Origin of the sequence: Cystobacter fuscus DSM 2262 (assembly GCF_000335475.2) — a bacterium.
Lineage (GTDB): Bacteria > Myxococcota > Myxococcia > Myxococcales > Myxococcaceae > Cystobacter > Cystobacter fuscus.
This window is the reverse complement of sequence record NZ_ANAH02000009.1, coordinates 418182-440665: the sequence shown is the minus strand read 5'-3', so window position 1 is coordinate 440665 and position 22484 is coordinate 418182. Positions and strand designations below refer to the sequence as shown.

The 22484-nt window shown below is 66.9% G+C and carries 18 protein-coding genes; 13 read left to right on the top strand and 5 right to left on the bottom strand.

Going from position 1 to position 22484, the window contains the following annotated elements:
* Positions 1-56 precede the first annotated feature (56 nt).
* From D187_RS55230 to D187_RS18030, 3 genes are all read left to right on the top strand, one after another.
* The gene (locus D187_RS55230; RefSeq protein WP_002626732.1) at positions 57-197 is read left to right on the top strand and encodes a hypothetical protein; all 141 of its coding nucleotides are present in this window, start codon (positions 57-59) and stop codon (positions 195-197) included.
* A 106-nt stretch (positions 198-303) separates the two neighbouring features.
* Positions 304-1461: a hypothetical protein gene (locus D187_RS18035; protein WP_002626731.1), complete on the top strand. Its 1158-nt coding sequence runs from the start codon at positions 304-306 to the stop codon at positions 1459-1461.
* Positions 1462-1747: 286 nt separating this feature from the next.
* On the top strand, positions 1748-5728 hold the full coding sequence (locus D187_RS18030) for a serine/threonine-protein kinase (protein WP_002626729.1): 3981 nt from the start codon (positions 1748-1750) through the stop codon (positions 5726-5728).
* 26 nt (positions 5729-5754) lie between these two features.
* Here the strand turns inward: D187_RS18030 and D187_RS18025 are convergent, their stop codons facing one another.
* Positions 5755-7179 carry a GAF domain-containing protein gene (locus D187_RS18025; RefSeq protein ID WP_076606183.1) on the bottom strand — a complete coding sequence of 475 codons (1425 nt, stop codon included), beginning with the start codon at positions 7177-7179 and terminating at the stop codon, positions 5755-5757.
* 221 nt (positions 7180-7400) lie between these two features.
* On the opposite strand from D187_RS18025, the gene D187_RS50055 reads away from it, so the two are divergent.
* From D187_RS50055 to D187_RS17995, 6 genes are all read left to right on the top strand, one after another.
* Complete coding sequence (locus D187_RS50055; RefSeq protein ID WP_002626727.1) at positions 7401-8498, top strand: sensor histidine kinase; 1098 nt, start codon at positions 7401-7403, stop codon at positions 8496-8498.
* A 5-nt stretch (positions 8499-8503) separates the two neighbouring features.
* Positions 8504-9232: a LytR/AlgR family response regulator transcription factor gene (locus tag D187_RS18015; protein WP_002626726.1), complete on the top strand. Its 729-nt coding sequence runs from the start codon at positions 8504-8506 to the stop codon at positions 9230-9232.
* A gap of 86 nt (positions 9233-9318) precedes the next feature.
* Positions 9319-9687, top strand: coding sequence for a hypothetical protein (locus D187_RS18010; RefSeq protein WP_155893409.1), 369 nt, complete (start codon positions 9319-9321; stop codon positions 9685-9687).
* Between the two features lie 29 nt (positions 9688-9716).
* Positions 9717-10262: an antibiotic biosynthesis monooxygenase family protein gene (locus D187_RS18005; protein ID WP_002626724.1), complete on the top strand. Its 546-nt coding sequence runs from the start codon at positions 9717-9719 to the stop codon at positions 10260-10262.
* Positions 10263-10416: 154 nt separating this feature from the next.
* Entirely contained in the window at positions 10417-11721 is a 1305-nt protein-coding gene (locus D187_RS18000) for a phenylacetate--CoA ligase family protein (RefSeq protein ID WP_043430292.1), read from the top strand.
* 31 nt (positions 11722-11752) lie between these two features.
* Positions 11753-12505, top strand: a complete 753-nt coding sequence (locus D187_RS17995; RefSeq protein ID WP_002626722.1) for an amidohydrolase family protein — start codon at positions 11753-11755, stop codon at positions 12503-12505.
* Positions 12506-12791: 286 nt separating this feature from the next.
* Here the strand turns inward: D187_RS17995 and D187_RS17990 are convergent, their stop codons facing one another.
* Positions 12792-13781: a GlxA family transcriptional regulator gene (locus D187_RS17990; RefSeq protein WP_002626721.1), complete on the bottom strand. Its 990-nt coding sequence runs from the start codon at positions 13779-13781 to the stop codon at positions 12792-12794.
* A 73-nt stretch (positions 13782-13854) separates the two neighbouring features.
* Between D187_RS17990 and D187_RS57885 the strand changes: the two genes are divergently transcribed.
* The 3 genes from D187_RS57885 (at position 13855) to D187_RS17975 (ending at position 15985) form a co-directional block, all read left to right on the top strand.
* Positions 13855-14121, top strand: a complete 267-nt coding sequence (locus D187_RS57885) for a hypothetical protein (protein WP_002626720.1) — start codon at positions 13855-13857, stop codon at positions 14119-14121.
* A gap of 50 nt (positions 14122-14171) precedes the next feature.
* Positions 14172-15029 (top strand): alpha/beta fold hydrolase, encoded by an 858-nt coding sequence (locus tag D187_RS17980; protein WP_002626719.1) that lies wholly within the window; start codon positions 14172-14174, stop codon positions 15027-15029.
* A gap of 125 nt (positions 15030-15154) precedes the next feature.
* Positions 15155-15985 (top strand): enoyl-CoA hydratase/isomerase family protein, encoded by an 831-nt coding sequence (locus D187_RS17975; protein WP_002626718.1) that lies wholly within the window; start codon positions 15155-15157, stop codon positions 15983-15985.
* Between the two features lie 111 nt (positions 15986-16096).
* On the opposite strand, the gene D187_RS17970 is transcribed toward D187_RS17975, so the two are convergent.
* Complete coding sequence (locus tag D187_RS17970; protein WP_002626717.1) at positions 16097-16990, bottom strand: LysR substrate-binding domain-containing protein; 894 nt, start codon at positions 16988-16990, stop codon at positions 16097-16099.
* Between the two features lie 102 nt (positions 16991-17092).
* Here D187_RS17970 and D187_RS17965 point away from each other — a divergent pair, with 102 nt between their 5' ends.
* Positions 17093-18034 (top strand): DMT family transporter, encoded by a 942-nt coding sequence (locus D187_RS17965; protein ID WP_306413573.1) that lies wholly within the window; start codon positions 17093-17095, stop codon positions 18032-18034.
* A 260-nt stretch (positions 18035-18294) separates the two neighbouring features.
* On the opposite strand, the gene D187_RS17960 is transcribed toward D187_RS17965, so the two are convergent.
* Together D187_RS17960 and D187_RS17955 are read right to left on the bottom strand one after the other, a co-directional pair.
* A complete protein-coding gene (locus D187_RS17960) occupies positions 18295-21507 on the bottom strand; it encodes a helicase-related protein (RefSeq protein WP_002626715.1) in 3213 nt (1070 codons plus the stop codon).
* Positions 21508-21912: 405 nt separating this feature from the next.
* On the bottom strand, positions 21913-22362 hold the full coding sequence (locus D187_RS17955; RefSeq protein ID WP_211241541.1) for a TetR/AcrR family transcriptional regulator: 450 nt from the start codon (positions 22360-22362) through the stop codon (positions 21913-21915).
* Between the last annotated feature and the right edge of the window lie 122 nt (positions 22363-22484).

Genomic DNA, 22484 nt, shown 5'->3' with positions numbered 1-22484 from the left:
CAGCTCGGCGCCCCCCTCTGACCGGCACACCGGCCGCGAGCGTCCGGGAGAAGGCGATGCGGCGGGTGCCCGGTGGGCGCTCCAACTCCTTCAGCACGACAACGGGCACATGCCACGTGCAGGGCAGCCAGGGGACGCGCAGCCTCTGGTTCGACGAGATTGGCGCGGGCACGACCTTCGCCGACCCCGCTCAGTGAGGAGGGGCCGTCCCGGGCGGCAGCGCATGGGTGCTGTCCGGCCCACCGAAGCTCGCGATTTCGCCTATGCTCCAGGGCTCGCCACTTCACCTGGAGCTCGAATCCCATGTCCTTGCGCCTCTACGATTCGGCAAACAAGCAGTGGAAGGTCATCACCCGTCTCGACGAGGTGCTACCGGGAATCGAGGCCTATCTGGAGACCACCCCCAAGCTCCAGGCCATCTACCGCGAGAAGCGGGAAGCCATTCTGCACCAGCTCCAGAAGTGGATCAGCGTCTACCCGAAGGCCTACCTGAAGACGGATGTGGGTACCTCCCACCCCGAGGGCCTCGTCGGGAAGAAGATCCAGGCGCGCGCCTATCAAAGCCTTGCACACCTGGCGAAGGGCGTCATCGCCTGGGTCAACGCCAAGGAGAACCGTCAATTCGAGAAGCAGCTCGCCTTCCTCGTCCTGAGCCATGGCACCGTCGACAAGCTGCTCGGAGTCCTGCTCCAGCGGGCCTGGGAGAAGGTGAGAACACTGGAGAAGGACCAGAAGGAGAAGATTCATCAAGAGTGGAAGACGGGGAAGATCGAGTACGGGGACCACAAGGGCCAGAGCTGGGGCGCCTATCAGACATACTTCCGTCGCGATCCCCCCTTCTGGGGAATCCTCTATCCGAAGAGCATCAAGGTCACACGGAAGATCGAGATCGTCCACGATCTGATGGAGTACTTCAGCAGCGTGGACGTCACGAAGCATGCCACGGCGGGGGCAGGCCTGCTGGCCCGCACCTCCGGCGAGAACTCCTACGTCGCGACGGTGTTCGAGCCCGGCAATGGACTCGTCCGCAAGATCGTTGGCTCCGATGAGCGGTCGAAAAAGGGGAAATACGCCGCGTCCGCCATGCCAAACATGAAGTGGCTTGAGCATGTCTCCACGCGTGATCCGGAAAATCCTCTGACCGAGACGGCGGACATGCACTTCATGCCCGTGTGGGCGGGAAATTCCCAGACCACGGCGCGCATGCTGGACTTCGCTCAATGGCTGGGCGCCTCCCCGCAGGAACTGGAGGCCATGGCGTGGTGTATCTTCGCGTACTGGCGGGTTTCCTATGACAAATCCGCGACGCCCTATCACACCTTCCACGAGGTCATGGATGTCGCGCACAACTACGGCGTGCAGTATGAGCCGTTCATCTACGCGATCCCGGACCTGGCGTGGGAAGATCCAAGGATCGTGGTCGCGCAGGCCAAGGGCGTCTTCTTACGCCCCAGGTTGTGAGACGAGCGCACCTGACACGCTGAACCGGTTCGGGGCCGCGTAGAGCGAGCGCGTGACGGTCGCCGTCTGCTCGCAATACTCCTCAAGCGAGGTGCTCTGCATGTTCACCTCATGCGCGAGACCGGTCAGTCGGCCATCGCGCTCGGCGGCGAGCCGCACCCGCTGGCTGCCCGGCTTCCGGGCAGCCGATCATGGAGGTGAACCCCGGGTGAGGGTCGTCGGATGTTGATGCCCTGGGGAAGAGAGAGTAGGCCGCTCCGAGAGTCGGGCGTTAAGCTCCGCCCCCATGGACAGCACCCACACCTGGCTGGCGCACTCCGAGCCACCCGCCCCGACGGATTCGTTGAAGGAGGGCAGTGTCATCGCCGGCCGCTTCACGGTGGAAACCCTCGCGGGCCGAGGGGGGATGGGAACTGTCTATCGGGCCACCGATGCGCTCTCCGGCCAGCACGTGGCGCTCAAGCTGCTGCACCCCGGCTCCAGCTCCGACTCTCCTCGTCGCTTCACCCGCGAGGCCGAGCTGCTCTCCACGCTGCGCCACCCGGGCATCGTCTCCTACATCGCCCATGGCCTCTCCGAGCAGGGGCGGCCCTTTCTCGTCATGGAGTGGCTGGAGGGCGAGGATTTGTCTCAGCGCCTCGCGCGCCAACCCCTGAGCCTGGCCGAGACGCTGTCCCTGCTCCGCCACGCCACCCAGGCACTCGTGGTGGCCCACCAGCACGGCATCATCCACCGCGACCTCAAGCCCTCCAACCTCTTCCTTCGCCAGGGCCGCCCCGAGCAGGTGCTGCTGCTGGACTTTGGTCTGGCTCGCCATGTGATGCCCTCCTCCGCCATGACGGCCGGCAAGATGCTGCTGGGCACCCCCGGCTACATGGCGCCAGAGCAGGTCTCCAGCCAGACCCAGCTCACCTCCAGCGTCGACATCTTCTCGCTGGGCTGCGTCCTCTACGAGTGCCTCACCGGCCAGCCACCCTTCCGCGCGCCCCACATGATGGCGGCCCTGGCGAAGATCCTCTTCACCGAGCCCGTGCCGCCGCGCCAGCTCCGCCCGGAGCTGCCCGTGGCCTTGCAGGAGTTGCTCGAGCGCATGCTGGCCAAGGATCCCTCGCGCCGGCTGCCGGATGCCATGGCCCTGCGCGGCGCGCTGGAGCAGCTGCTCTCCCACCTGGAGGAGGGCGCTGGTGCCGCCGCGCCCGTGGGCGCTCCTCTTCCCAGCTTCGCCGAGGCGGGGCGGCAACTGGTCACCGTGCTGATGGCCGCGCCGCGTACCCCCGTGGAGCAAGGCTCCGCGGAGCATCTCTCGCGCCAGGCGCTCCGCGACTCGCTGTACACCCTGCTCGCTCCCCAGGGGGCTCGCGTGGAGTTGCTGGCCAACGGCGCCCTGGTGCTCACCCTCGTGGCGTCCCTCGGCTCGGCCACGGATCCCGCCACGCTCGCCGCCCGCTGCGCGCTCTCCGTGGTGGCGCGCTGGCCCGAGGCCATCGTGGTGCTCACCACGGGCCTCGGCACGCTCGCTTCCCACCTGCCCGTGGGCGAGGCCATGGATCGCGCGGGCCAGTTGCTGCGGCAGGCGGAGCCGATGCCCCCGGCTGCCTCCACTCCCGTACTGCTGGACGAGGTGACGGCGGGGCTGCTCCGCTCCGGCTTCCGGCTCACCCGCGTTCCCTCCGGTCTCATCCTGCTGCACGGCGATCCACTGGGCGCCGACGAGTCGTGCCTCCTGCTGGGCAAGCCCACCCCTTGCGTGGGCCGTGAGCACGAGCTGGCGCTGCTCGACATGACCTATGAACGTTGCGTGGAGGAGTCCACCGCCCAGGCCGTGCTGATGACGGCTCCCGCCGGCGTGGGCAAGTCCCGGCTGCGTCACGAGTTCCTGCGCCGCCTGGAGCGCCACGCCTCCGCTCCCCTGGTGCTGCTCGGCCGGGGCGATCCCATGAGCGCGGGCTCGGCGGATGGCCTGCTGGGCCAGGCCCTGCGCCAGCTGTGTGGCATCTCCGGGGGAGAACCGCTCGAGGAGCGCCGGGCCCGGTTCTCGCGGCGTCTGTCCCAGCACCTGCCGCCTGCTCGAGCTCAGGAGGTGGTGGAGTTCCTCGGTGAGCTGTGCTCCCTTCCCTTCCCCGACGAGCACAGCCCACGCCTGCACGCCGCGCGAGCGGACCCACGGCTGATGAGCATCCACATGGGTCGCGCGTTGGTGGCCTTCCTGAAGGCCGAGTGCGCGCACCACCCGGTGCTGCTGGTGCTGGAGGATCTGCACTGGGGGGACATGCTCTCCGTGCGACTCATGGACGAGGCGCTACGGGAACTCTCCGAGCAGCCCTTCCTGGTGCTGGCCCTGGCGCGGCCCGAGCTGGAGCAGTTGCTTCCCGGGCCGTGGACGCAGCGGCTGCAGTCCGTGCCCCTGCGTGGGTTGAGCCGCAAGGCCAGCGCTCGGTTGGTGCATGAGGTGCTGGGCTCGCACGTGCCGGACGCGCTCGTCGACAAGCTCGTGGAGCAGGCCGCGGGCAATGCCCTGTTCCTGGAGGAACTCATCCGCGGTCAGGCGGAGGGCGGAGGCGAGGGGACGCCGGAGACCGTGCTGGCCATGTTGCAGGCGCGCCTGGGGCGGTTGGAGCCCGGGGCCCGTCGGGTGTTGCTGGCCGCCAGCTTCTTCGGTCGTACCTTCTGGTCCGGCGGGGTGAGGGCGCTGCTGGGCGGTGACGTGGTGGCCGAGGAGCTGCGGAGCTGGTTGCAGTACCTGGTGGAGCAGGAGTGGATACAGCCACGGTCGGCCAGCTGCTTTCCCGGCGAAGACGAGTACCTCTTCCGCCACGCGCTGGTGCGCGACGCCGTCTACGGGCTCATTCCCGACGCCCAGAAGCCCCCGGGCCATCAGCGGGTGGGGGCGTGGCTGGAGCAGGCCGGAGAGAGCGACCCGCGGGTGCTCGCCGAGCACGCCTCGCTGGGAGGACAACCCGAGCGCGCCGCCCACTTCCATGCCGAGGCGGCCGATCGCCTCTACGCGCGCCATGACATGCCCGGCACACTGCGGTGCGTGGAGGCGGCGCTGGCGTGCGCGGCCGAGGGCCCGGTGCGGGTCCGACTGCTCGCGCTCCGGGCCATGGCCATCGCCTGGGTCGAGGGGTTCGCGGTGATGTTCGATCTGGGCCTGCCCGTGCTGCCGCAACTCGAGCCCGGGGACGCCATGTGGTGCAAGTTGATGGGGTTGCTCATCTGTGGAGGCGGCCTGCTGGGGCGCCATGAGGAGATGGTCAGGCTCGGTCAGCTCCTGCTGCGCACCACGCCCGAGCCCGGCGTGAAGGCGGCCTACATCGAGGCGCTCGCGCAGCAGTGCTGTGCGGCCGCCTGGGTGGGTGATCGCGAGCAGGCCACCCTGCTGCTCGAGCGTATGGCCGAGGTGGGCACCCAGCAGTTGGAGCGGGAGCCCGTCACACGGGGGTGGTTGGGGCTGGCCCAGAATTTCGTCCACTACGCCCTCGAGGGCAGATTCTGGCGGGCCTTCGTGTCCGCCCAACAGAGCACGAGCTCCTTCCTGGAGGCGGGCTCGGAGAGTGGCTCGCACACGCCGCGCTCCCTGGGGGGACAGGCGCTCGCGGCGCTGGGAGATCTGCCGGGTGCCGAGGAGCAGCTGCGCGCGTGCCTGGGCAGCGCCCGGGAAGAAGGGCAGTCACTCAGCCTCTCCGTGGTGCGCACGCACCTGTCCACGACGCTGTCCCATGGCCCCACCCCTGCTCATTGGGAGGATGCGGTGACGCTGGCTCGCGAGGAGATGGCGGGGGTCAGTCCATTGCTGCACGCGGGGTGGGTGCAGGCCGCGCTGGCGCGGGTGGCCGTCCACCGCGGGGAGTGGGCCGAAGCGGAGGCCCAGGCGCGTGGAGCCTGCGAGGTGCTGGCCCCCTACCCTCCCTACCGGCTCTTCGCCCGTGCCCTGCTCGCCACCTCGTTGCTCTCCCAGGGGCGCACGGCCGAGGCCCGCGAGCAGGCCATGCTCGCGACGCGGGAGCTGGATGTGCTGGGGGGGGAGGGGGCCGCGTCCATCGACGTGCACCTCACGCTGGCCGAGGTCTGCCTGTCCGAGGGGGACTCTGAGCAGGGCGAGGCCGCCCTTCGTCGCGCCGTGCGGTGCGTGCACGGGTGCGCCCGAGACATTCCAGACGAGGCCGCGCGCGAGCGCTTCCTGCGCCAGGTGCCCGGGAACGCCCGCGTCTTGGCATTGGCCCGTCAGCGATGGGGCACGGAGGAAGGTGATGGCGTTGGAGTCTGATGATTCAAGAACTGGCAGGGGAGACGCTAGGAACGTCTCCGCGCGAGCTCCACCTCATTCGTCACGTCCCGGTAGGTGGTGAGCTGGCCAAAGTGGCCATCGGCGAAGGCCACCGGCCTGGACATCCAGCGCAGCACGCGCTGTGAGGACTTGAGTTCGAAATCCTCTCGCGCCACGTACGGGCCCTCCTCGGGAATGAGGATCCGCCGCAGGAAGTCCAGGGAGTCCTTGAAGCGGCTGGAGAGGAGGCGGATGAAGGTATGCCGCTCCATGCCAATGAGCTCCGACGCGTTGCGATCCGCCAGCAGGGCCATGGACTCGTTGGCGAAGAGGATGATGCGCTGGTGGTCGAAGAGCACCACCGCGTCCTCCAGGCCGTTGAGCGCGGCCGCCAGGACGTCCGCCTGCAAGCGGACCACCGCATGGGCACTCCGCTCCAGCTTCAAGGCCTGCTGGCTCTTGCTCAGCTGGGCGCGGAACTCGAGTTCCCCCGCCACCCGGCGCGCCAGTGCCACCAACCCGTCCACCTGCTCGGCGGAGATGGCCAGTGGCTTGTGGTCGAGGATGCACAGTGTGCCCAGCACCGTGCCCTCACTGGTGATGAGGGGCGCACCCGCGTACGAGCGAAACAGACCCTCTCGCACCAGTCGGTTGCTGCTGAACACGGGATGGGTGGCGGCGTCGGGGACCACCAGGGGCTCGGCCCGATCCGCCTCCACGACATGAGCGCAGAGCGCCACCTCGCGCTCGGTGCCGCGCTCCTCGAGCACCTTGCCGCTGAGCCCGACGTGGGCCTTGAACCACTGCCGATCCTCGAGCACCAGCGACACGAGCGCGATGGGGACATTGAAGGCTCGCGCCGTCTCCTGTACCAGTCCCTGGAGCACCTCGTCTGGAGGCCCCTCATCGACGAGTTGCATGCTCGCGATCTGGGCCAGACGCGTCCGCTCCCTTGCCAGGATCGGGGTGCTCGCGGAGACCGGGCTGGCCGTGGGCGTCGGGGACGGGCTCGGAGACTCGAGGGGGGCGAGCATGGGCAGCGGGGTTGGCTGGGTCGCGCTGGCGGTGGGCTCGGGCGGCTGGATGCCGAGCACGCGGTAGAGCATCCGGCGGATGGATTCCAGGGGGGCGCTCTTGGCGAGGATGCCCTGGATGTCGAGCATGTCTTTCTGCTCGAGGGCCTTGGTGCGCAGCGTCACGAAGGAGGAGAGCACGATGATGCGGGTGTCGGGCGAGTGCCGCCGGACCTCGCGAACGAGCTGAAAGCCGTCCACCCCCGCGAGGGACAGTTCGGTCATCACCACGGCGGGCGCCTCGTCGTGGTTCGTGAGCGTGGTCCTGGCGGCCTTCCCATCCTGGACGCAGACGGGCTCGAGGCCGAGGTCAGCCATCAGGACCTGATACTTCGATGAACATTCACTATTCGGCTCGACAATCAGTCCCCATGCCATGGAGAGCCTGCTTAATGGTTCTTCCCCTGAGGCTCAACTCCCTGCTGGAGGGGGACAGGTGCCTACTTGGAGGGCGGTCATGCGCGTTGCCCTGGGTGCATTGGCCAATTCAAGGCCGTGGGCCTGGAGCCCTGACGCAAGGGACCGTTGGTCGGCCAGGACGCGCCAGTCATCGGCTCGACTGGCCAGGGAAGTGACCTTGCCCCTAGGCTGCGCCGCGCATGCGCGCATCGTCCGACCCCACTCTGGGCCGCATCGAGAACCAGGAGGAGCCGAGTCCCCTGCTGCCCGTGGAGATGATCTGGCTGTACCTCGTCGCGCCGCTCGCCGTCGCGCCCCTGCTCGACAAGGACTTCTTCACCCTGCCCCTCGCGAAGTCGCTCCACCACGTCGCCGCGGGCTACCTGATCTTCTTCACGCTCGCACTCACCCTCCACTCCCTCTACATCCGGGTGATGCCCGGCCTCGTGAGGCGTCTGCGGACGCCCCTGGCCCAGGGCGTGTTGCACGTCGCGGTGGGCTCCGGCGTCCCACTGGTGATGGTCATCCTCGTGATCCATCCACTCAAGGTGCGCCTGGGGGCAGGGCTGCAGTACTCGATGGCGCAAGACCTCCTGGTGGCCACGCTCATCTCGTGGATGTTCCTGTTTCCCGGACTGATCGTGCAGCGGTTGCGCAACACGGCGGCGCACATCGAGCGGCGGGCCCTCCTGGCACAGCGCGCCGCGCTCGAGGCCCAACTCTCGGCCCTCCAGGCCCGCATCCAGCCCCACTTCTTCTTCAACAGCCTCAACACCGTCGCCAGTCTCATCTCCGAGAATCCCGAGCTGGCGGAGCGGACCCTCGAGCGACTCGCGGAGCTCTTCCGCTATGCCCTGGACAGCGGGAAGAGCCGCTTCGTGAGCCTGGAGCGCGAGCTGGACATGACGCGCGACTACCTGGCCATCCAGACCGCCCGATACGGCGCGCGCCTGCGCACGCACCTGGCCGTGGATGAGCAGGTCATCGGCAGCCCCCTGCCCCCCCTGGTGCTCCAGCCCCTGGTGGAGAATGCCATCCTCCACGGCATGGACCGGCGCGAGGGCGTGAGTGTGCGGGTGCTCGTGCGCAGGGAGGAGACGTGGCTCCACATCGAGGTCATCGATGATGGGCCGGGGCCCGGGGCATCCGAGCACCAGGGCGCCCAGACGGGCGTGAAGGATCTGCGCGAGCGACTGCGCCTGCTCTACGGCGAGCAAGGCACGCTCACGCTGGAGCCCGTGCCTGGAGGTGGGTGTCGTGCACGGCTCACCCTTCCGAGCGGGGGGCCGCCCCGATGAGGGTCTTGATCGTCGATGATGAGGAGCCCGCGCGCCGCAGGCTCTCGCGGCTATTGAGTGGTTTGCCCGACGTCGAGGTCGTCGGCGACGCCGGGGATGGCGAAGAGGCACTGCGACGGGTGGAGGAGCTGCGGCCCGACTTGCTGCTGCTGGACGTGCGCATGCCTGGGATGGACGGGCTGGCACTCGCCCAGCGCTACCGGGAGCTACCGCCCCTCATCTTCGTCACCGCCCACGATGACTACGCGCTCCGGGCCTTCGAGGCCCACGCCGTCGACTATCTGCTCAAGCCCGTGCGTCCCGAGCGGCTCGCCGATGCGCTCGAGCGCGCCCGCGGGCGACTGCTCGCGAAGCAGGCCGCGGTGTCGCGCGTGCTGGAGGCCGTGGCGCCAGTGGATTCCTCGTGCCGCATCTTCACGGTGAGCCAGGGCGTCTTCCACTTCTTCGATGCCCGGTCCATCTCGCGTTTCTGGAGCAGTGACAAATACACGCTCTTCCTCGCGCAACAGCGGGAGCAGTGCACCGAGGAGTCGCTGACCCAGCTGGAGGAGCGGCTGCGGAGCCATGGCTTCCTGCGCGTCCACCGGGGCGAGCTGATTCAGCTCACCCACGTGAAGGCCGTGCACTCCCGGAACGGGGAGCATGAGGTCGAGCTCCAGGATGGGCAGCTCGCCCGCGTGAGTCGGCGCTCCGCGTCCACGCTCAAGGCCGCGCTGGGGGTGAAGGCGCGGTAAGCGGGGCCTCGCGCCGCTCATCCGATGGAGGCCGCCGTCCATCGGCTCGCGGCGGAGGAACGGTGCGGATGAGCCATCTTCCGCGCATGCGACGCACACTCCTCATCTTGTCGATGCTGTCCCTCCTGGCGCTGGGTGGGGCCGGCTGGGTCCAGACCCGGTCCCTCGGAGACAATCCCTTGAGCCGTCATGCCCTGGCGCCTTCCGACCAGATGCGGTTGACGGGGTTCGTGGAGGAGCGCCTGCCCGCGGGCTCCTACCTCTATCTGCGCGTGCGCACGCCCGATGGCTCACGCCACTGGGTGGCCACGCTCTCGACGGCGGCCTCGCGAGAGTCGGCCGTCCAGGTCCAGGTCTTCGCCCGCGCCGATGACTTCCACTCCCGGCGTCTGGGCCGGGATTTCTCGCCCCTGCTCTTCGGCTCCGTCCAAGCCGCTCCCTCCGCCTCACGTTGATCCACCCCACCACTGCCAAGGAGTTCTCCATGAAGCGCCTGCTCGCCGCCGTTCTGTCGTCCCTCGTCTTCACCGCCTGCGGAGCCGAGATGGCCGCGCCGCCTCCCACCCAGGAGCCCGAAACCGATCCCTGCCAGCGGGGGGTGCTGGAGCCAGACTTCCAGGCGGCCTCCGCGCTCCAGGGCCCGGGCGTGGACGCCAATGGCCAACTGAGCCCCGGTTCCTACATCATCAGCAGCACCTATCTGCGGATGGCGTCCACGGTAGAGGCTCAGACGGAGTTCGACTCGGCGGTGGTCGGCCTGAATGAAACCCTGGCGACACAGCCCGGCCTGATGGCCATCCAATTCGGCGGGTCCGAGTCCTGCAACACCAAACGGACACTGACGGTCTGGAAGGATGAGGCGTCCATGTACCAGTTCGTCGCCTCTCCGCCTCACCGCCGGGCCATGCTGAAAGTGGGGGTGATAAGCAGAGGGGGCGGCATCGTGACCTCCTGGGCGGGCGACGAGCGGGGCGCCACCTGGAGCGAGGCGATTGAGCAGCTCGCGCGGGAGACGCGCCCCACCTACTGACGGACGGCTCCCGGCGGATGTCTGACCCTCGGGAACCAGACATCCCCAAGCAGCGCTTCCCTGGACGACAGCCATTGTCTGGCTCGTATGTCTGGGCTCCAGACGATGTCCGGGGTCCTTGATCCATGACAGTGCCGTCCACACGTTGGGCGGCATGGACACCACAAGACTCGACACGATCATCTCCCGCCACGCCACGGAGTTGAAGCAAGCAGATCGGATGCAGCCCGAGACATTGAAAGACTATCGGTCCGCGGCCCTACGAGCCGTGGCCACCCGGGCGCAGGAGTGCTCTCCCTTCTACCGGGAGAAGCTGGAGCGGGCGGGCGTCCGCCCTGGAAGTATCCGAGGCCTGGAGGATCTCCCGCGCCTGCCCTTCCTGACCAAGGAGGAGCTGCGTGGACACCCCTGGCGGCTGCTCACCTGCGAGCGCCGGGACCTCATGATCATCCAGGTCTCCACGGGCACGAGCGGCGGCGAGGAGATCTACAGCACCCAGAGCCGGTTGGATCTGCAATACCACCTGTCCGCCCACTATCCCTCGCTGCTCCCGGTCACCACGGGAGACGTGTGTCTCAATGCGTTGCCCTATGAGATGAGCACCTCGGGGTTGGCCATGCACCGGGAGTTCACCGAGAACTGCCAGGCCACGGTGATCGCCGCGGGAAAGGGCGGCGCGTACTCCACGCCCGCGAAGACCCTCAAGGTCTTCCGGGACCTTCGTCCCAGCATCGTCATCACCAGTCCGTCGTGGGCCATCGCCCTGGCGGAGGAGGCGGCCAGACAGGGCCTCTCCCTGCCGGCAATGGCCCCCCGGAGGATGTGGCTCACCGGCGAGGGTTGCTCTCCCACCTTCCGGCGGCGCGTGGAGACGCTCTGGGGCTGCGCTGCCTTCTTCCTCTATGGCTCACTGGAGGGCGGAATGATGGGCGTGGAGTGCGAGGCCCGCCAGGGCTACCACCTGACCCAGGGCCACACCCTGCTCGAGGTGGTGGCCCCCGACACCGGGGAGCCCCTGCCCCCGGGCTCGGTGGGAGAGCTCGTCGTGACGGCGCTGCTGCGCCACGACAGTCCCCTGCTGCGCTTTCGTACCGGGGACCTGGGAGTGTTCGAGGAGGACGCGTGCACCTGCGGCGCCACGGCGAGCCGCTTCCGCGTGCGCGGCCGGACCTTCGAGCAACTCCAGTACCGGGGTCAGAGCGTGTCGCCCATCTTCCTGGAGGAATACCTCATGCGCATGCCCGAGGTGGGCAACTGGTTCCACTTCGTCGTGCCCGCCTCGGACACCGCCCGCATCAAGGTCCGGTGCGAGCCCGCCACCGGAGTGCGGCCCTCCAAGGAGCTGGGCAGCGCGCTGGCCAGCAAGATGGAGTTCTTCACGCGCCTGCCCCTGGAGATCGAGTTCGTCGAGCACCTGCCCCGTACGGGCGTCAAGGCCCTGCGCGTCGTGCGCGAGTGAGGGCAGTCCCACCCCAGAAAGGAGTCGCGGCATGATCATCGACGCACACGCGCATCTGTGCCCCAAGCCCTATGGCTCGGTGGAGCACTACCTCTCGCAGTTGGATCGCAGCGGCATCAAGCAGGGCCTCGTCTGTCCAGGGGGCATGGTGGATGTCCGCCGGATGAACGAGTTCACCTCCGGCAGGCGCCAGGCCGACCCCATTCCCTGCAATGACTACATCCAGCAAGCCATGCTCGCCCATCCCGGGCTGGCCGCCGTGGCGTGCCTGGACCCGCGCCTGCCGCACGCCCCGGAGGCTCTGGAGGAATGGGTGTCCCGGGGCTTCCGGGGCCTGATCGTGAGCCCCCTCGTCCACCCGTTCTCGTTCCGGGACGAGGGCCTGGCGGCGCTCGCGTCGCTCTGTGGCGAACGGGACATTCCGCTCGTCTCCCACACCGGATTCCGGCCGGGGGTGACCCCTGGAGACTTCATCCAGTTCGCCCGGCGCTTCCCCAGGACGTGCTTCCTCCTCGAGCACATGGGCGGGCCCCAGGCGGACATGGACGTGGTGGACGCGGCCGCGAGCCTCGACAACCTCTTCCTGGAGACGTCCCTGGGCACCTTCGTGCACCTGCAGGAGACGGTGAAGAAGACGGGCGCGAGCAAGATTGTCTTCGGCTCCGAGTTCCCCACGTCCCACCCGGGGATGGAGCTCGAGAAGATCCGCCTGCTCCCCGTGTCCGAGGCCGAGCGCGACCTCATCCTCGGCGCCAACGTCCAGGGGCTGTTCCATCTGCACTGACCCGGCCGCGACGGGGACGCCACCGCCCGTGTAGCCAACTCACGGGGTCTATCCACCAAACCCTGGAGCCCGGTGCACGGGCGACTCACACCACGCAGTCAGCAGGCTCTCGCTGAGAATGATGTGAGCCCCCCACCGGACCTCGACCCCTGCTTCGGTTCCGCCGTAGCTGTCAGCCTGTCCAACCCCACCAGCGCGTCCAGCAACCACCGCCTCCGCCTGTTTCTCAGGCAGTCGGGGCCGACAGTCCTCGCGTTTCGCGACTCGAGCCGCCGCGTCGAGGAGCTCAGGCGGCCGGCCCACGTCGTCGGCGAGGCGACTCACCCGCGAATCGACGAAAGACGCGTCGGAAAGCCGCGGCGTCGGCGTAGCCCACCTGCGCGGCGATTTCGTCGACCGATGCGTGCGTCGTCTCGAGAAGATGTGCCGCGCGACTCACGCGGATGCGTTGCACGAGCTCGTGCGGCGTCACTCCGAGGCCCGCGTGGACCCGGCGAGCGAGCGTCCGCGGAGACACCGCGGCCACGCGGGCAAGCTCGTCGAGAGAGAGCTGACGACCGATATTTTGCGCGATGAAACGTTCGACCGCTCGCAGCCCAGGGTCGGACACGCGCAGATGCTCCATCACCATATAGCGGGCCTGGGAGGGCCGCTCGTCGAGGACGAGGTAGCGCGTCACGAGATGCGCCACGGAAGGCCCCGCCAGCCGTGCGACGAGCGCGAGCATGAGATCCGCGTGAGCCAGCGCGGAGCCGGCGGTGAGGATTTCCCCGGCGTCGACCACCATGAGATCGGCCGAGAGCGACACCCTGGGAAACATCCGAGCGAACTGCGGGGCGAGCCACCACGTTGTCGTCGCGGTCCGCCCCTCGAGGAGGCCCGACGCGGCAAGCACGAACGTGGCCGAGCACGACGCGGCGAGCATCACGCCCTTGTCAGCTGCCTTGGCGAGGAGGTCCGCGGCGCGTTGTGTGTCCTCTCGGGCCAACAACTTCGCGACGGTTCGCCCACTGGCCGCGAACATCCCCGGCAAGACGACGACATCCCCCTTGCGCAGCCCGCGAAGGCTGAACGCGCCGTCCACCGCGACCGTCCGCCCGGCGGCGGACCGCACCGGCAGGCCGTCGAGCGACACCACACGCTGGCGCATCTCCCTCGTCCCAGGAGGCAACAGCGTGAGCCCGGCGCCGATGAGCTCCGCCGCCGTGCCGACGACGTCGAGCCCCACGCCGAGCGCGCTGTCGGCCACACCCTCGAGAACCATGTGCACGAACATGTGGCAAGGATAGACCGAACGTTGTCGTTACCGCCACTGGCCAGAGCGCCTCGGTCCTTGCAAAAAGGAGGTCATGAACATCCGACGCTCCGTCGCACTCGTCACAGGCGCCAATCGCGGCCTCGGCCTCAGCCTCACGAGGGCGCTGCTCGCTCGCGGCGCCAAGATGGTGCGCGGGCTCGACGTGCCGAAGATGCCGGCCGAGGAGGTCGCACGACTGGCGCTCGATGGTGTGGAGGCCGGGGCCGACGAGGTGCTCGTCGATCAGCTCACCAGGACGGTGAAAGACGGTCTGTCGCGTGGGCTGTATCTCCGCGCCCCCTCGGCACCAAGGGGATGAGGAACTCCATCAAGCGCTTCAACCATGCACGGGCTGAAAGGACACGAAATATGACGACGAAAGACGGACAACTGACTGCTCCAAACCTGACCATCGAAGCGGCAAACGGCGTGAGGTATGCCTATCGGCGCTTCGGCAAGACCGGCGGCGCGGCGACGCCTCTCGTGTGCTTCGTTCACTATCGCGCCAATCTCGACAACTGGGACCCGGCGCTCGTCGATGCGCTCGCCACGGAGCGCGAGGTCATCCTGATGGACAACGTTGGCGTCGCCGGCTCGAGCGGCAAGACGCCTGACACGGTCGCCGAGATGGCCCATGGTGCAATCGCCTTCGTCGATGCGCTCAAGCTCGCGCGCTTTGACATCCTAGGCTTCTCGCTCGGTGGCTTCGTGGCGCAGGAGTTCGCATTGATGAGGCCTCATCAAGTACGCCGCCTGGTTCTCGCCGGAACGGGCCCCCAAGGCGGCGAGGGCATGCACATGTACGTGCCAGAAGTGCTCGAGATCGCGATCCGCGAGACGATCGACGCGGAGGCGATGCTCACCATCTTCTTCGAGAAGACGGAGTCAAGTCGCGCGAAGGGCCGCGAGTTCATCCAACGCCTCCGCCTGCGTCAGGCCAATCGAGACGTCCCGGTCACCATGGATACCGCCAACGCGCATCTCACCGCGATCTCGACTTGGGGTATCCCGGACGCGTCGAAACTCTCGCGCCTCGCGGCGATCAAGCAGCCGACGCTGGTCGCCAACGGAGACAACGACATCATGGTGCCAACGGCGAACTCCTACCTGATGGCCAGGCATCTTCCGAATGCGCAGCTGCGAATCTACCCGGACGCTGGGCACGCATTCTTGTTCCAGTATCCACAAGAGTTCGCCGCTGACGTGAACCGCTTCCTCGGTCGCTAGCCACACCGTAGCAAGCAAGCGCGCGCTCCGTGCTGGTCCGTCGCGACCAGCGCGGGAGTCGCCTCGAACTTCGCCTCGGCGGTCCATCGCGGAGCGCCGACATCCAGCCATCTCAGGAGCGCAATATGAGCGAGAAAAGCACCATCATTTTCGAAAAATCAACGCCGAAGATCGCCACCATCACCTTCGCGAATCCGCCCGCGAATGTGATCGCGCCGGAGACCGTGACACGATTGCACGAGATCCTCCATGAACTCGAGAATGACGTTCGAGTTCAGGTTGTCATCTTCACGAGCAACGTCAGCGGCTTCTTCTTCAATCACTTCGATCTTCGGCAAGCCGACAAGTTTCCATTCATACCAGGCCCAGACTCCGTCCCCCTGTGGGTCGACTTGGTCATTCGCCTTTCGAAGGCTCCCTTCTTGAGCATCGCGAAGATCCGCGGACGAACGCGCGGAGGGGGCAACGAACTCGCTCTGGCGTGCGACTTGCGCTACGCGAGCCGCGAGCACGCCATCTTCGGGCAGCCGGAAGTCGGCACCGGCATCCTGCCAGGGGGGGGTGGCAGTGAACGTCTGCCACGCCTCATCGGGCGTGACCGCGGCCTCGAGGCGATTGTCACCAGCCAGGACTACGATGCCGAGCTTGCCGAGCGATACGGCTGGGTCACACGAACCTTGCCCGACGCCGAGCTCGATCGATTCGTGGAAAGGCTCGCGACCCGCGTCGCCTCCTTCGACAAGGCCGTCGTGGCTGCCGCCAAGGCGCAAGTCAACCGGGCGTCACTGCCTCCGGACGCTGATTTTGCCACGGCATATGCGGAGTACACGAGTTCGCTGGCTGGACCGGGCTTCCAGGCGGGCTTCGCGCGGCTTGGCAGGCAGTTCGCCGAGAAAGGCCTCGAGGTCGAGCTTCGGCTCGGCGAGTACCTCGGCATCGCCAACGCGCATCCCTGACACGAGAGCCCGGCGGGCGCGCTCTCCACGGGCTCTCTTCCGTCCACCGGAGCGAGAAAAGCCGAGAACGAGCCGATGCGGGTGGTCCGGCCGCGGAGGGGTCCTCGCGGGCTACCTGTCGGGCTGCCCCGGCTGCTCCAGCAGCCAATCGACGAAGGCGCGAGCCGCCGACCGCAGCCGTCGATGTGCGGGATACACCACGTAGTAGCCGAAGCGCGCCGGCATGGTCGGCCCGGGGAGTCGCACGAGGCGGCCGTCGGCGAGGTAGGGCGCGATGATCTGCTCGCGCGCGAGCACCGCGCCCAGGCCATGCACCGCGGCCATCAGCGCATTGGTGGTGTCGCTGAAGCCATGACGCTCATCGAGCCGGGCACCGCGCACGCCCGCGGCGCGGAACCAGTCCTGCCAGCCCTGGAGCGCGAGGTCCGAGACCAGCGGCAGCTTCGCGATGTCGGCCGCTTCGTGGATGCCCTCGATACCGGCCAACGCCGGTGAGGCCACCGGGAACAGTGCGTCGTCCATCAGGTGGTGCGCGGTCAATCCCGGCCAATGGCCCTGGCCATAGCGAATGCCGAGATCGGGGCCTGCTTCGTCGAAGCGAGTCAGCACCAATTCGGTGTCGACGTGGAGACGGATGTGCGGATGCGCGGCGATGAACCGCGGCAGGCGCGGCAGCAGCCAGGTGTAGGTCAGCGAGTGCAGGGTGGTGATGCGTACGCGGTCGTGCTCGTCGCGAGCGGCGCGCAGTCCGCGCAGGACGACGTCCATGTCGCTCAGCGCGCTGCTGGCGGCATCGGCGAGCCGGCGACCTTCGGCCGTCAACGACACGCCACGCGCGTGCCGCTGGAACAGCGCGACGCCGAGCTGTGCTTCCAGCTTGCGCACATGGTGACTGACCGCGCTGGCGGTCAGGTGCAGCTCTTCCGCCGCGTGGGCGAAGTTCTGGTGGCGGGCAGCGGACTCGAACGCCGCCAGGGCCGGGAGCCAGTCCGTCGGCAGGGTCATGGCGAGCCTCAAATCACATTTGTGGCTGACCTCAAAAGGATGCGCTTGTGACCTGGGCCCGGGTGGCGACAATGGCCATCAGACAACAACTTCATTGTTGTCATGGCGCCGCCTTTCCTCCCTTCCAAGGACCCGGCAACCCCCATGAGCTCTCCCGCGCTCGCCCGTACGACATCCCCTTCCCCCCTGGCAGGAGCGTGGCTCACGCCGCTCGAGCTGGGCCTGCTTGGCGCCATCTGGGGTGCATCCTTCATGTTCATGCGCATCGCCGCCAGGGACTTTGGCGCGCTGCCCCTGGTCGAGCTCCGGCTCGCCCTGGGAGCGCTCGTGCTGATGCCCTTCCTGTGGCGAGCGCGCGCGGCCTTCGGTCCGAAGCTGTGGCCAAAGCTGGCGCTGATCGGCGTGATCAACTCCGCGGTGCCGTTCTCGCTGTTCGCCTGGGCGGCGCAACGTGCACCGGCCGGCATCGGAGCGATCACCAACAGCATGACGGTGCTGTTCACCGCCCTGGTGGCGTTCCTGTTCTACGGGGAGCGCATCGGCAAGCGGCGTGCGGTGGCGCTGTTCGCGGGCTTCGCCGGCGTGGTGGTGCTGGCCAGCGGCAAGGTCGGGGGCGCGAGCATCGGCTGGGCGGTGGCGGCGGGCACGACGGCCGCGTTCCTCTATGGCATTGGCGCGAACATGGTGCGACGTCATCTCACCGGCCTGCCGGCTGGCGCGGTCGCCGCGGCCACGCTGTCCTGCGCGGCATTGCTGACGCTGCCGTTCGCGGTCGCCACGTGGCCGTCGCATCCCATCCCGGCGGTGTCGTGGCTGTCGGCCGCGGCGCTCGGCGTCATCTGCTCCGGCATCGCGTACACCTTGTACTACCGCCTCATCCAGCGCATCGGCGCGGCGCGCGCGGTCACCGTCACCTACCTCGTGCCGCTGTTCGCCGTGGCCTGGGCCTGGCTGATGCTGGGCGAGCCGCTGACGGGCACCATGTTGAGCGCGGGCGCGCTGATCCTGGGAAGCGTGGCGCTGAGTCAGCGGAAATCGGCGTAGGGTGGAGTCTGGAAGTTCCAGAGCCGCTCGACAGCGATTCGACGCATCGAACGTTGAGATAGAGGTAGACCTTGTCGTTGTGCTTGAACACCGCGGCGGCATGATACCATTGGCCCGGCTCGAGCACGGTGGGGCCCCACATGCTGATTGGTGCCGCGCTCGCCCTGCAGACTCGCCTTCGCCGTGGGCCTGGAGCGCGGCCTGCCGCTTCCTCAAGCGGGGGCGGAGCCGGGGCTGGAGAATGATCGCCCCTGACACGCTCAAGGCATGTCCGTACGCTTTGGCACGATGGACTCGGCGCAAACGACCGAGACTTCATCACCCTTCGGCCGGTGGTTCTCCGCCCATTGCTGGACGAGGGCCTCGAGTTCTTGCCTGAAGGTGGATGGTTCGTCGAGCTGAGCTGTCTCGGGAGAAACCCGGACGTATTCGAGAAGCAAGTCGTGAGCCTGATTTCCAGGAGACTCCTCGGGGGGACCGCCGTCCGCAGGCCAGAAGACGCATCGCAACTCTGTCCCCATCCGCAGGAGCGCGAAGATTCCAGGCCGGGGTCCGCTCCGACACGAACAGACACCGATGGGCAGTGAGCTGGCCCGAGTCACGTCACGCTTCGACGCCCCTGCCCTGTCGAGCAGATACGCCGATGTCGGCACGCGTGTGCACTTCTCGCGGATCCGCTCAAAGTCGACGGCGGACTTGTAGAACTCGCAAATCAGCCCGATGTCGTTCTCATCCACATGGGCGAGGTTCCGCTCGGTCTCTCCGACGACTTGAGTCCGCGACATCTTCTCGTACATCCTGGAGCGATCTTCCAATCTCCGCCGGAGTTGCAACAACTGCTCGAAAAGCTCGTTCTCTGGATAGAAGTTCAAGACCTCGATGTCTCTCAGCTTCTTCGTGGGTCGATCCACACGCCCGACCCGTTGGATCAGACAGAGAGGGGTCCACGGCAAATCGTAATTGACAACGACATCCGCATCCTGAAGGTTTTCACCCTCGGCGATGGCGTCTGTGGCGACAAGAACATCGATATCGTCGTGTCTCACGCGGCGCGAACGTCCCTGAGCGGATGGCGCGAAGCGTCGAATCAACCGCCCGCGCTCCTTCGTGTTGAGTCTACCCGTCAACGCCTCGATCTTCGCCCCAGGCAACTCCCTGGACAGCGCGGACACGAGATACTCAACCGTATCCGTCCAGAGCGAAAAGACAAGCACACGTCGCCGACCAACACGCTCCTTGAGCACACGCACGAGTTCCGTCAGCTTCGTATCGTTCACAGTGGATTGCGTCAGTCGTCGCAGTTCTCGCAGATTCGCATTGAGTTCCTCCCGGGATTCAGGAGCCAACCTGCTCTCGTCCGACGCCAACAAGCGATCAATCGTCTGCCTGATGGCTCCAGGACTGCTTTCCGCTCTTCGCAGCAAGAGCAGCTTGAGGAATGCTGCTGATTCGACGATCTCTCCCTGGGGGAATGCGACGTCACCCGCCGCCCTCAATTCCTCCATCTCATCTGGAAGCCACCGGAAACGAAAGTCCATCTTGGAGATGAGATCGAACACCTGCTCCGCAGGCGACTGATACGACAGGGTACGAACTTGAATCCGGCCAAAATACCTTACCTCATTCCCGAACCGGAGCCCCCCTCCAGAATGGCCTGATTTCTTGATACCGAAGCGCTTGATGATGAAGGGAAGTGTGATGTTCACGACCCGGCGCGCGCTCACGAGATCCTCGATTTTCTCCAGAGGAGGCTCGGAGACCAATTGGAGCAGCGCGTTCAGATCATCCAGGCCCCTGCTCATGGGCGTCGCGGAGAGAAGCAGCAGACGGGGTACGCCGGGGCCTTCGCGTCGGTCCAACAGGGAGTTCAGGTTCTCGAACCCATTCGTTCGCACGTTCCTGAAGGCGTGGCACTCATCGACGATGACGAGATCCGTTTCACGTGCGCCGCCATGAATCCGGCCAAGACGAGTTGCGTGACCTTCCGCAGGAGCTCCCTTGCCCTGGACGATGCCATGCGTCACCACCTTCACCGGGAGCCCGAAGCGGTGAAACTCCTCCTCCCACATTCGATGAAGCCGAGCATTCGGGCAGATGACGATGATGCGCTGGACATCCCGCCGCAAGAACAGAACCTTAGCGGCGTAACAGGCCATGACCGTCTTGCCTGTGCCCGTGGGAGAAATCAACAGCGCCCCCCGCTGTTCGACCAGGGCGCGCAGCACCGCGCCCACCGTCAACTCTTGATAGTCCGCGAGCCGCCGCTGCGTCTCCCGGGTGAGTTCAGGAACTCCTGGAAACAGCTCAATCAATACCCGAAGGTAAAGGAGATAAGGCGTCGTCAGCGGCGCGAAGGCCCAGCTCTCCTCCAGTTCACGCAGCACCTCTTGCGTCAGTTCCACCCCTTTCTGGAACAAGGAATCGAACTGGTTGCGGTAGTATGCGATGGCGTCGGGCTCGCGGACGCTGAATCCCCCCTCGATATTGGTTTGTAGACCGCTCTTGGAGAGATTCGCGGACGCGACATAAGCCGCGTACTCATCGAAGATGTATATCTTCGCATGAAGTCGTGGCTTGTAGCGTGGGTCGAAAATCCGAACCTTGACCCGCCCGGTGACGACGCCACGCTGAAGATCCTGGATGGCTTCTTTTTTATCGAGCGTCGGAACCCCTTCCGTGATGCTCCGGCGGAAGTCCGTGATGATTTGGCTGACACTCGTGAAGGCTGAATCCGAGCCGACAAGCAGACGCAGTTCCGCCTCTCTCAACGGTTCGACGAGCAGCTCGTAGCCTCCAACGGAGAGGTAAGCCGTTGCGCATCGCAGCAAGGACGTTCCCGGACCCAGTGCCTGGACAACCAGCCGGGATTGACCGCTATCCAGCACCGCCGTGTGTCCCAAGGCATGGGCTTTCCGGGCTTGCGCGGGATCGCGGTCTTTCTGCACCGCTGGATGGAAATACATCCAGGCATCCATCCACGTCTCCAGCGTGGAGGCACGGCGGCCCACGGTTGCACCGCCGAGGTCAGTTCTGGCGGTGATGAATTCCGTCGCGCTCTTGGGATTGACCTCGGCCAGACTGGTCACACCAAACCATTTTGTCCACGCGCGACCGCATCGGCTGTTCTCGAATGCGAGTGCCAACCGCGCACGGCGTGTGGGATCATCCTGGAGAGACAACAGCGCCCGGCCCGCCGCGAGCAGCCGGTTCTTCGCCGAGACGAGACCGAGAATCTGCGCGGCCTGGGTGTAGTAATCCACCTGCCGCGGGGCGATCCCAAGTCCCTCCGCATCGACGGAAAGACCCTGCTCGATGCGTTTCACGAGCGCGATGATCCGGGTGTAGTCGTCCGCCTGGGGAATCCACTTGCCCTCGAGATTCTCCTCGAACTCGTCCCCCGGACGACCGAAGGATCTTCCATCCAGCGTGCTTAGTGGGAGCGAAGGCGTTGTGCTTTGACGGCGATGGCTCATCCGTGGATGCTTCCCCTCACTCAAGTCAAGGAAACATTCTTGACCAGTAGGGGGGGCGTCGCAAATTCATGCGCATCGCGGATAGGAGGCATGGGGCCCTGACTGCCGAGCCTCAAGAGGTGGAGCGCCCGCCAATTTCCGGGAAGCGCTCTGGCCGCTTCAGGGCTCCATCAATCCGTGACGCAGCGCGGAGGTCGTGCCCGACACGCGCCGAACGCCACCCCCATGAGAGTCATGTCCCCGGCCCCACCGCCGGGAGCCCTTCGCCTCACGGCGCCGGGCGTGGAGGTGAGCCTGCCGCAGTTTAGTGGCTCTCCCGCACTTCATGTGCTCCGCGCATTGGGACACGCCTGCCGCTCCAACGAGCATTGATCGCCGCACGACCGGCGAGCACACAGCGAGGAGTCACGGCCGGTCCGGGGCGCTGAGCGCCCCGAGCATGATGCGCGAGAGCGCGGCGATGGCCTGCTCTCGCGACGTCCGCCCCGAGGCGGCGGCTTGCGCCAGGGCTTCCGAGGCGCCGAGGATGCCCTCCATCAGCACCTGGCCCTCCTGGCGGGGAAGCTTCACGAAGCGCGCGAACGCCTCGCGATACTCGGCGACATAGGAGTCTCGCAAGGATTGCCGGAAGTCCTCCATTTCTTCAGTGGCCGAGCGGGCCGCGAAGATGGCTCCGAACTCGGGTCCGGCAGTCAGGACGCAATCGATGTAGGCGGCGCTGACAATCCCCGCGACGTCCTCGAGCGTCCGTCCATTGGTCTCCAGGGCGGCGCGCATCGCCAGGGTCTGTCGCTCGTCATAGTCTCGATACAGGGCGATGAGCAGTCCGGCTCGTGTGCCGAAATGCTCAAACAATTCGGCGTTCAAGTCGTCGGCGATGCTTGAATGCGAGCCCGTCAATTGCGCGGGTGAGGGACTCTTGAGCTCGCTTCGAGCGGAGGCGGAGCCGGGGCCACGAGGCGCGCCTCCGCGGCCAG

Bases quoted from the DNA above. Each gene is read 5' to 3' on its own strand.
- D187_RS17970 (WP_002626717.1), bottom strand. From the start codon at position 16,990: ATGACCCTGCCGACGGACTGGCTCCCGGCCCTGGCGGCGTTCGAGTCC.
- D187_RS17960 (WP_002626715.1), bottom strand. From the start codon at position 21,507: ATGAGCCATCGCCGTCAAAGCACAACGCCTTCGCTCCCACTAAGCACG.
- D187_RS57885 (WP_002626720.1), top strand. From the start codon at position 13,855: ATGAACATCCGACGCTCCGTCGCACTCGTCACAGGCGCCAATCGCGGC.
- D187_RS55230 (WP_002626732.1), top strand. From the start codon at position 57: ATGCGGCGGGTGCCCGGTGGGCGCTCCAACTCCTTCAGCACGACAACG.
- D187_RS50055 (WP_002626727.1), top strand. From the start codon at position 7,401: ATGCGCGCATCGTCCGACCCCACTCTGGGCCGCATCGAGAACCAGGAG.
- D187_RS18025 (WP_076606183.1), bottom strand. From the start codon at position 7,179: ATGGCATGGGGACTGATTGTCGAGCCGAATAGTGAATGTTCATCGAAG.
- D187_RS18030 (WP_002626729.1), top strand. From the start codon at position 1,748: ATGGACAGCACCCACACCTGGCTGGCGCACTCCGAGCCACCCGCCCCG.
- D187_RS18010 (WP_155893409.1), top strand. From the start codon at position 9,319: ATGCGACGCACACTCCTCATCTTGTCGATGCTGTCCCTCCTGGCGCTG.
- D187_RS17980 (WP_002626719.1), top strand. From the start codon at position 14,172: ATGACGACGAAAGACGGACAACTGACTGCTCCAAACCTGACCATCGAA.
- D187_RS18000 (WP_043430292.1), top strand. From the start codon at position 10,417: ATGGACACCACAAGACTCGACACGATCATCTCCCGCCACGCCACGGAG.
- D187_RS17995 (WP_002626722.1), top strand. From the start codon at position 11,753: ATGATCATCGACGCACACGCGCATCTGTGCCCCAAGCCCTATGGCTCG.
- D187_RS17990 (WP_002626721.1), bottom strand. From the start codon at position 13,781: ATGTTCGTGCACATGGTTCTCGAGGGTGTGGCCGACAGCGCGCTCGGC.
- D187_RS17965 (WP_306413573.1), top strand. From the start codon at position 17,093: ATGGCGCCGCCTTTCCTCCCTTCCAAGGACCCGGCAACCCCCATGAGC.
- D187_RS18005 (WP_002626724.1), top strand. From the start codon at position 9,717: ATGAAGCGCCTGCTCGCCGCCGTTCTGTCGTCCCTCGTCTTCACCGCC.
- D187_RS17975 (WP_002626718.1), top strand. From the start codon at position 15,155: ATGAGCGAGAAAAGCACCATCATTTTCGAAAAATCAACGCCGAAGATC.
- D187_RS18035 (WP_002626731.1), top strand. From the start codon at position 304: ATGTCCTTGCGCCTCTACGATTCGGCAAACAAGCAGTGGAAGGTCATC.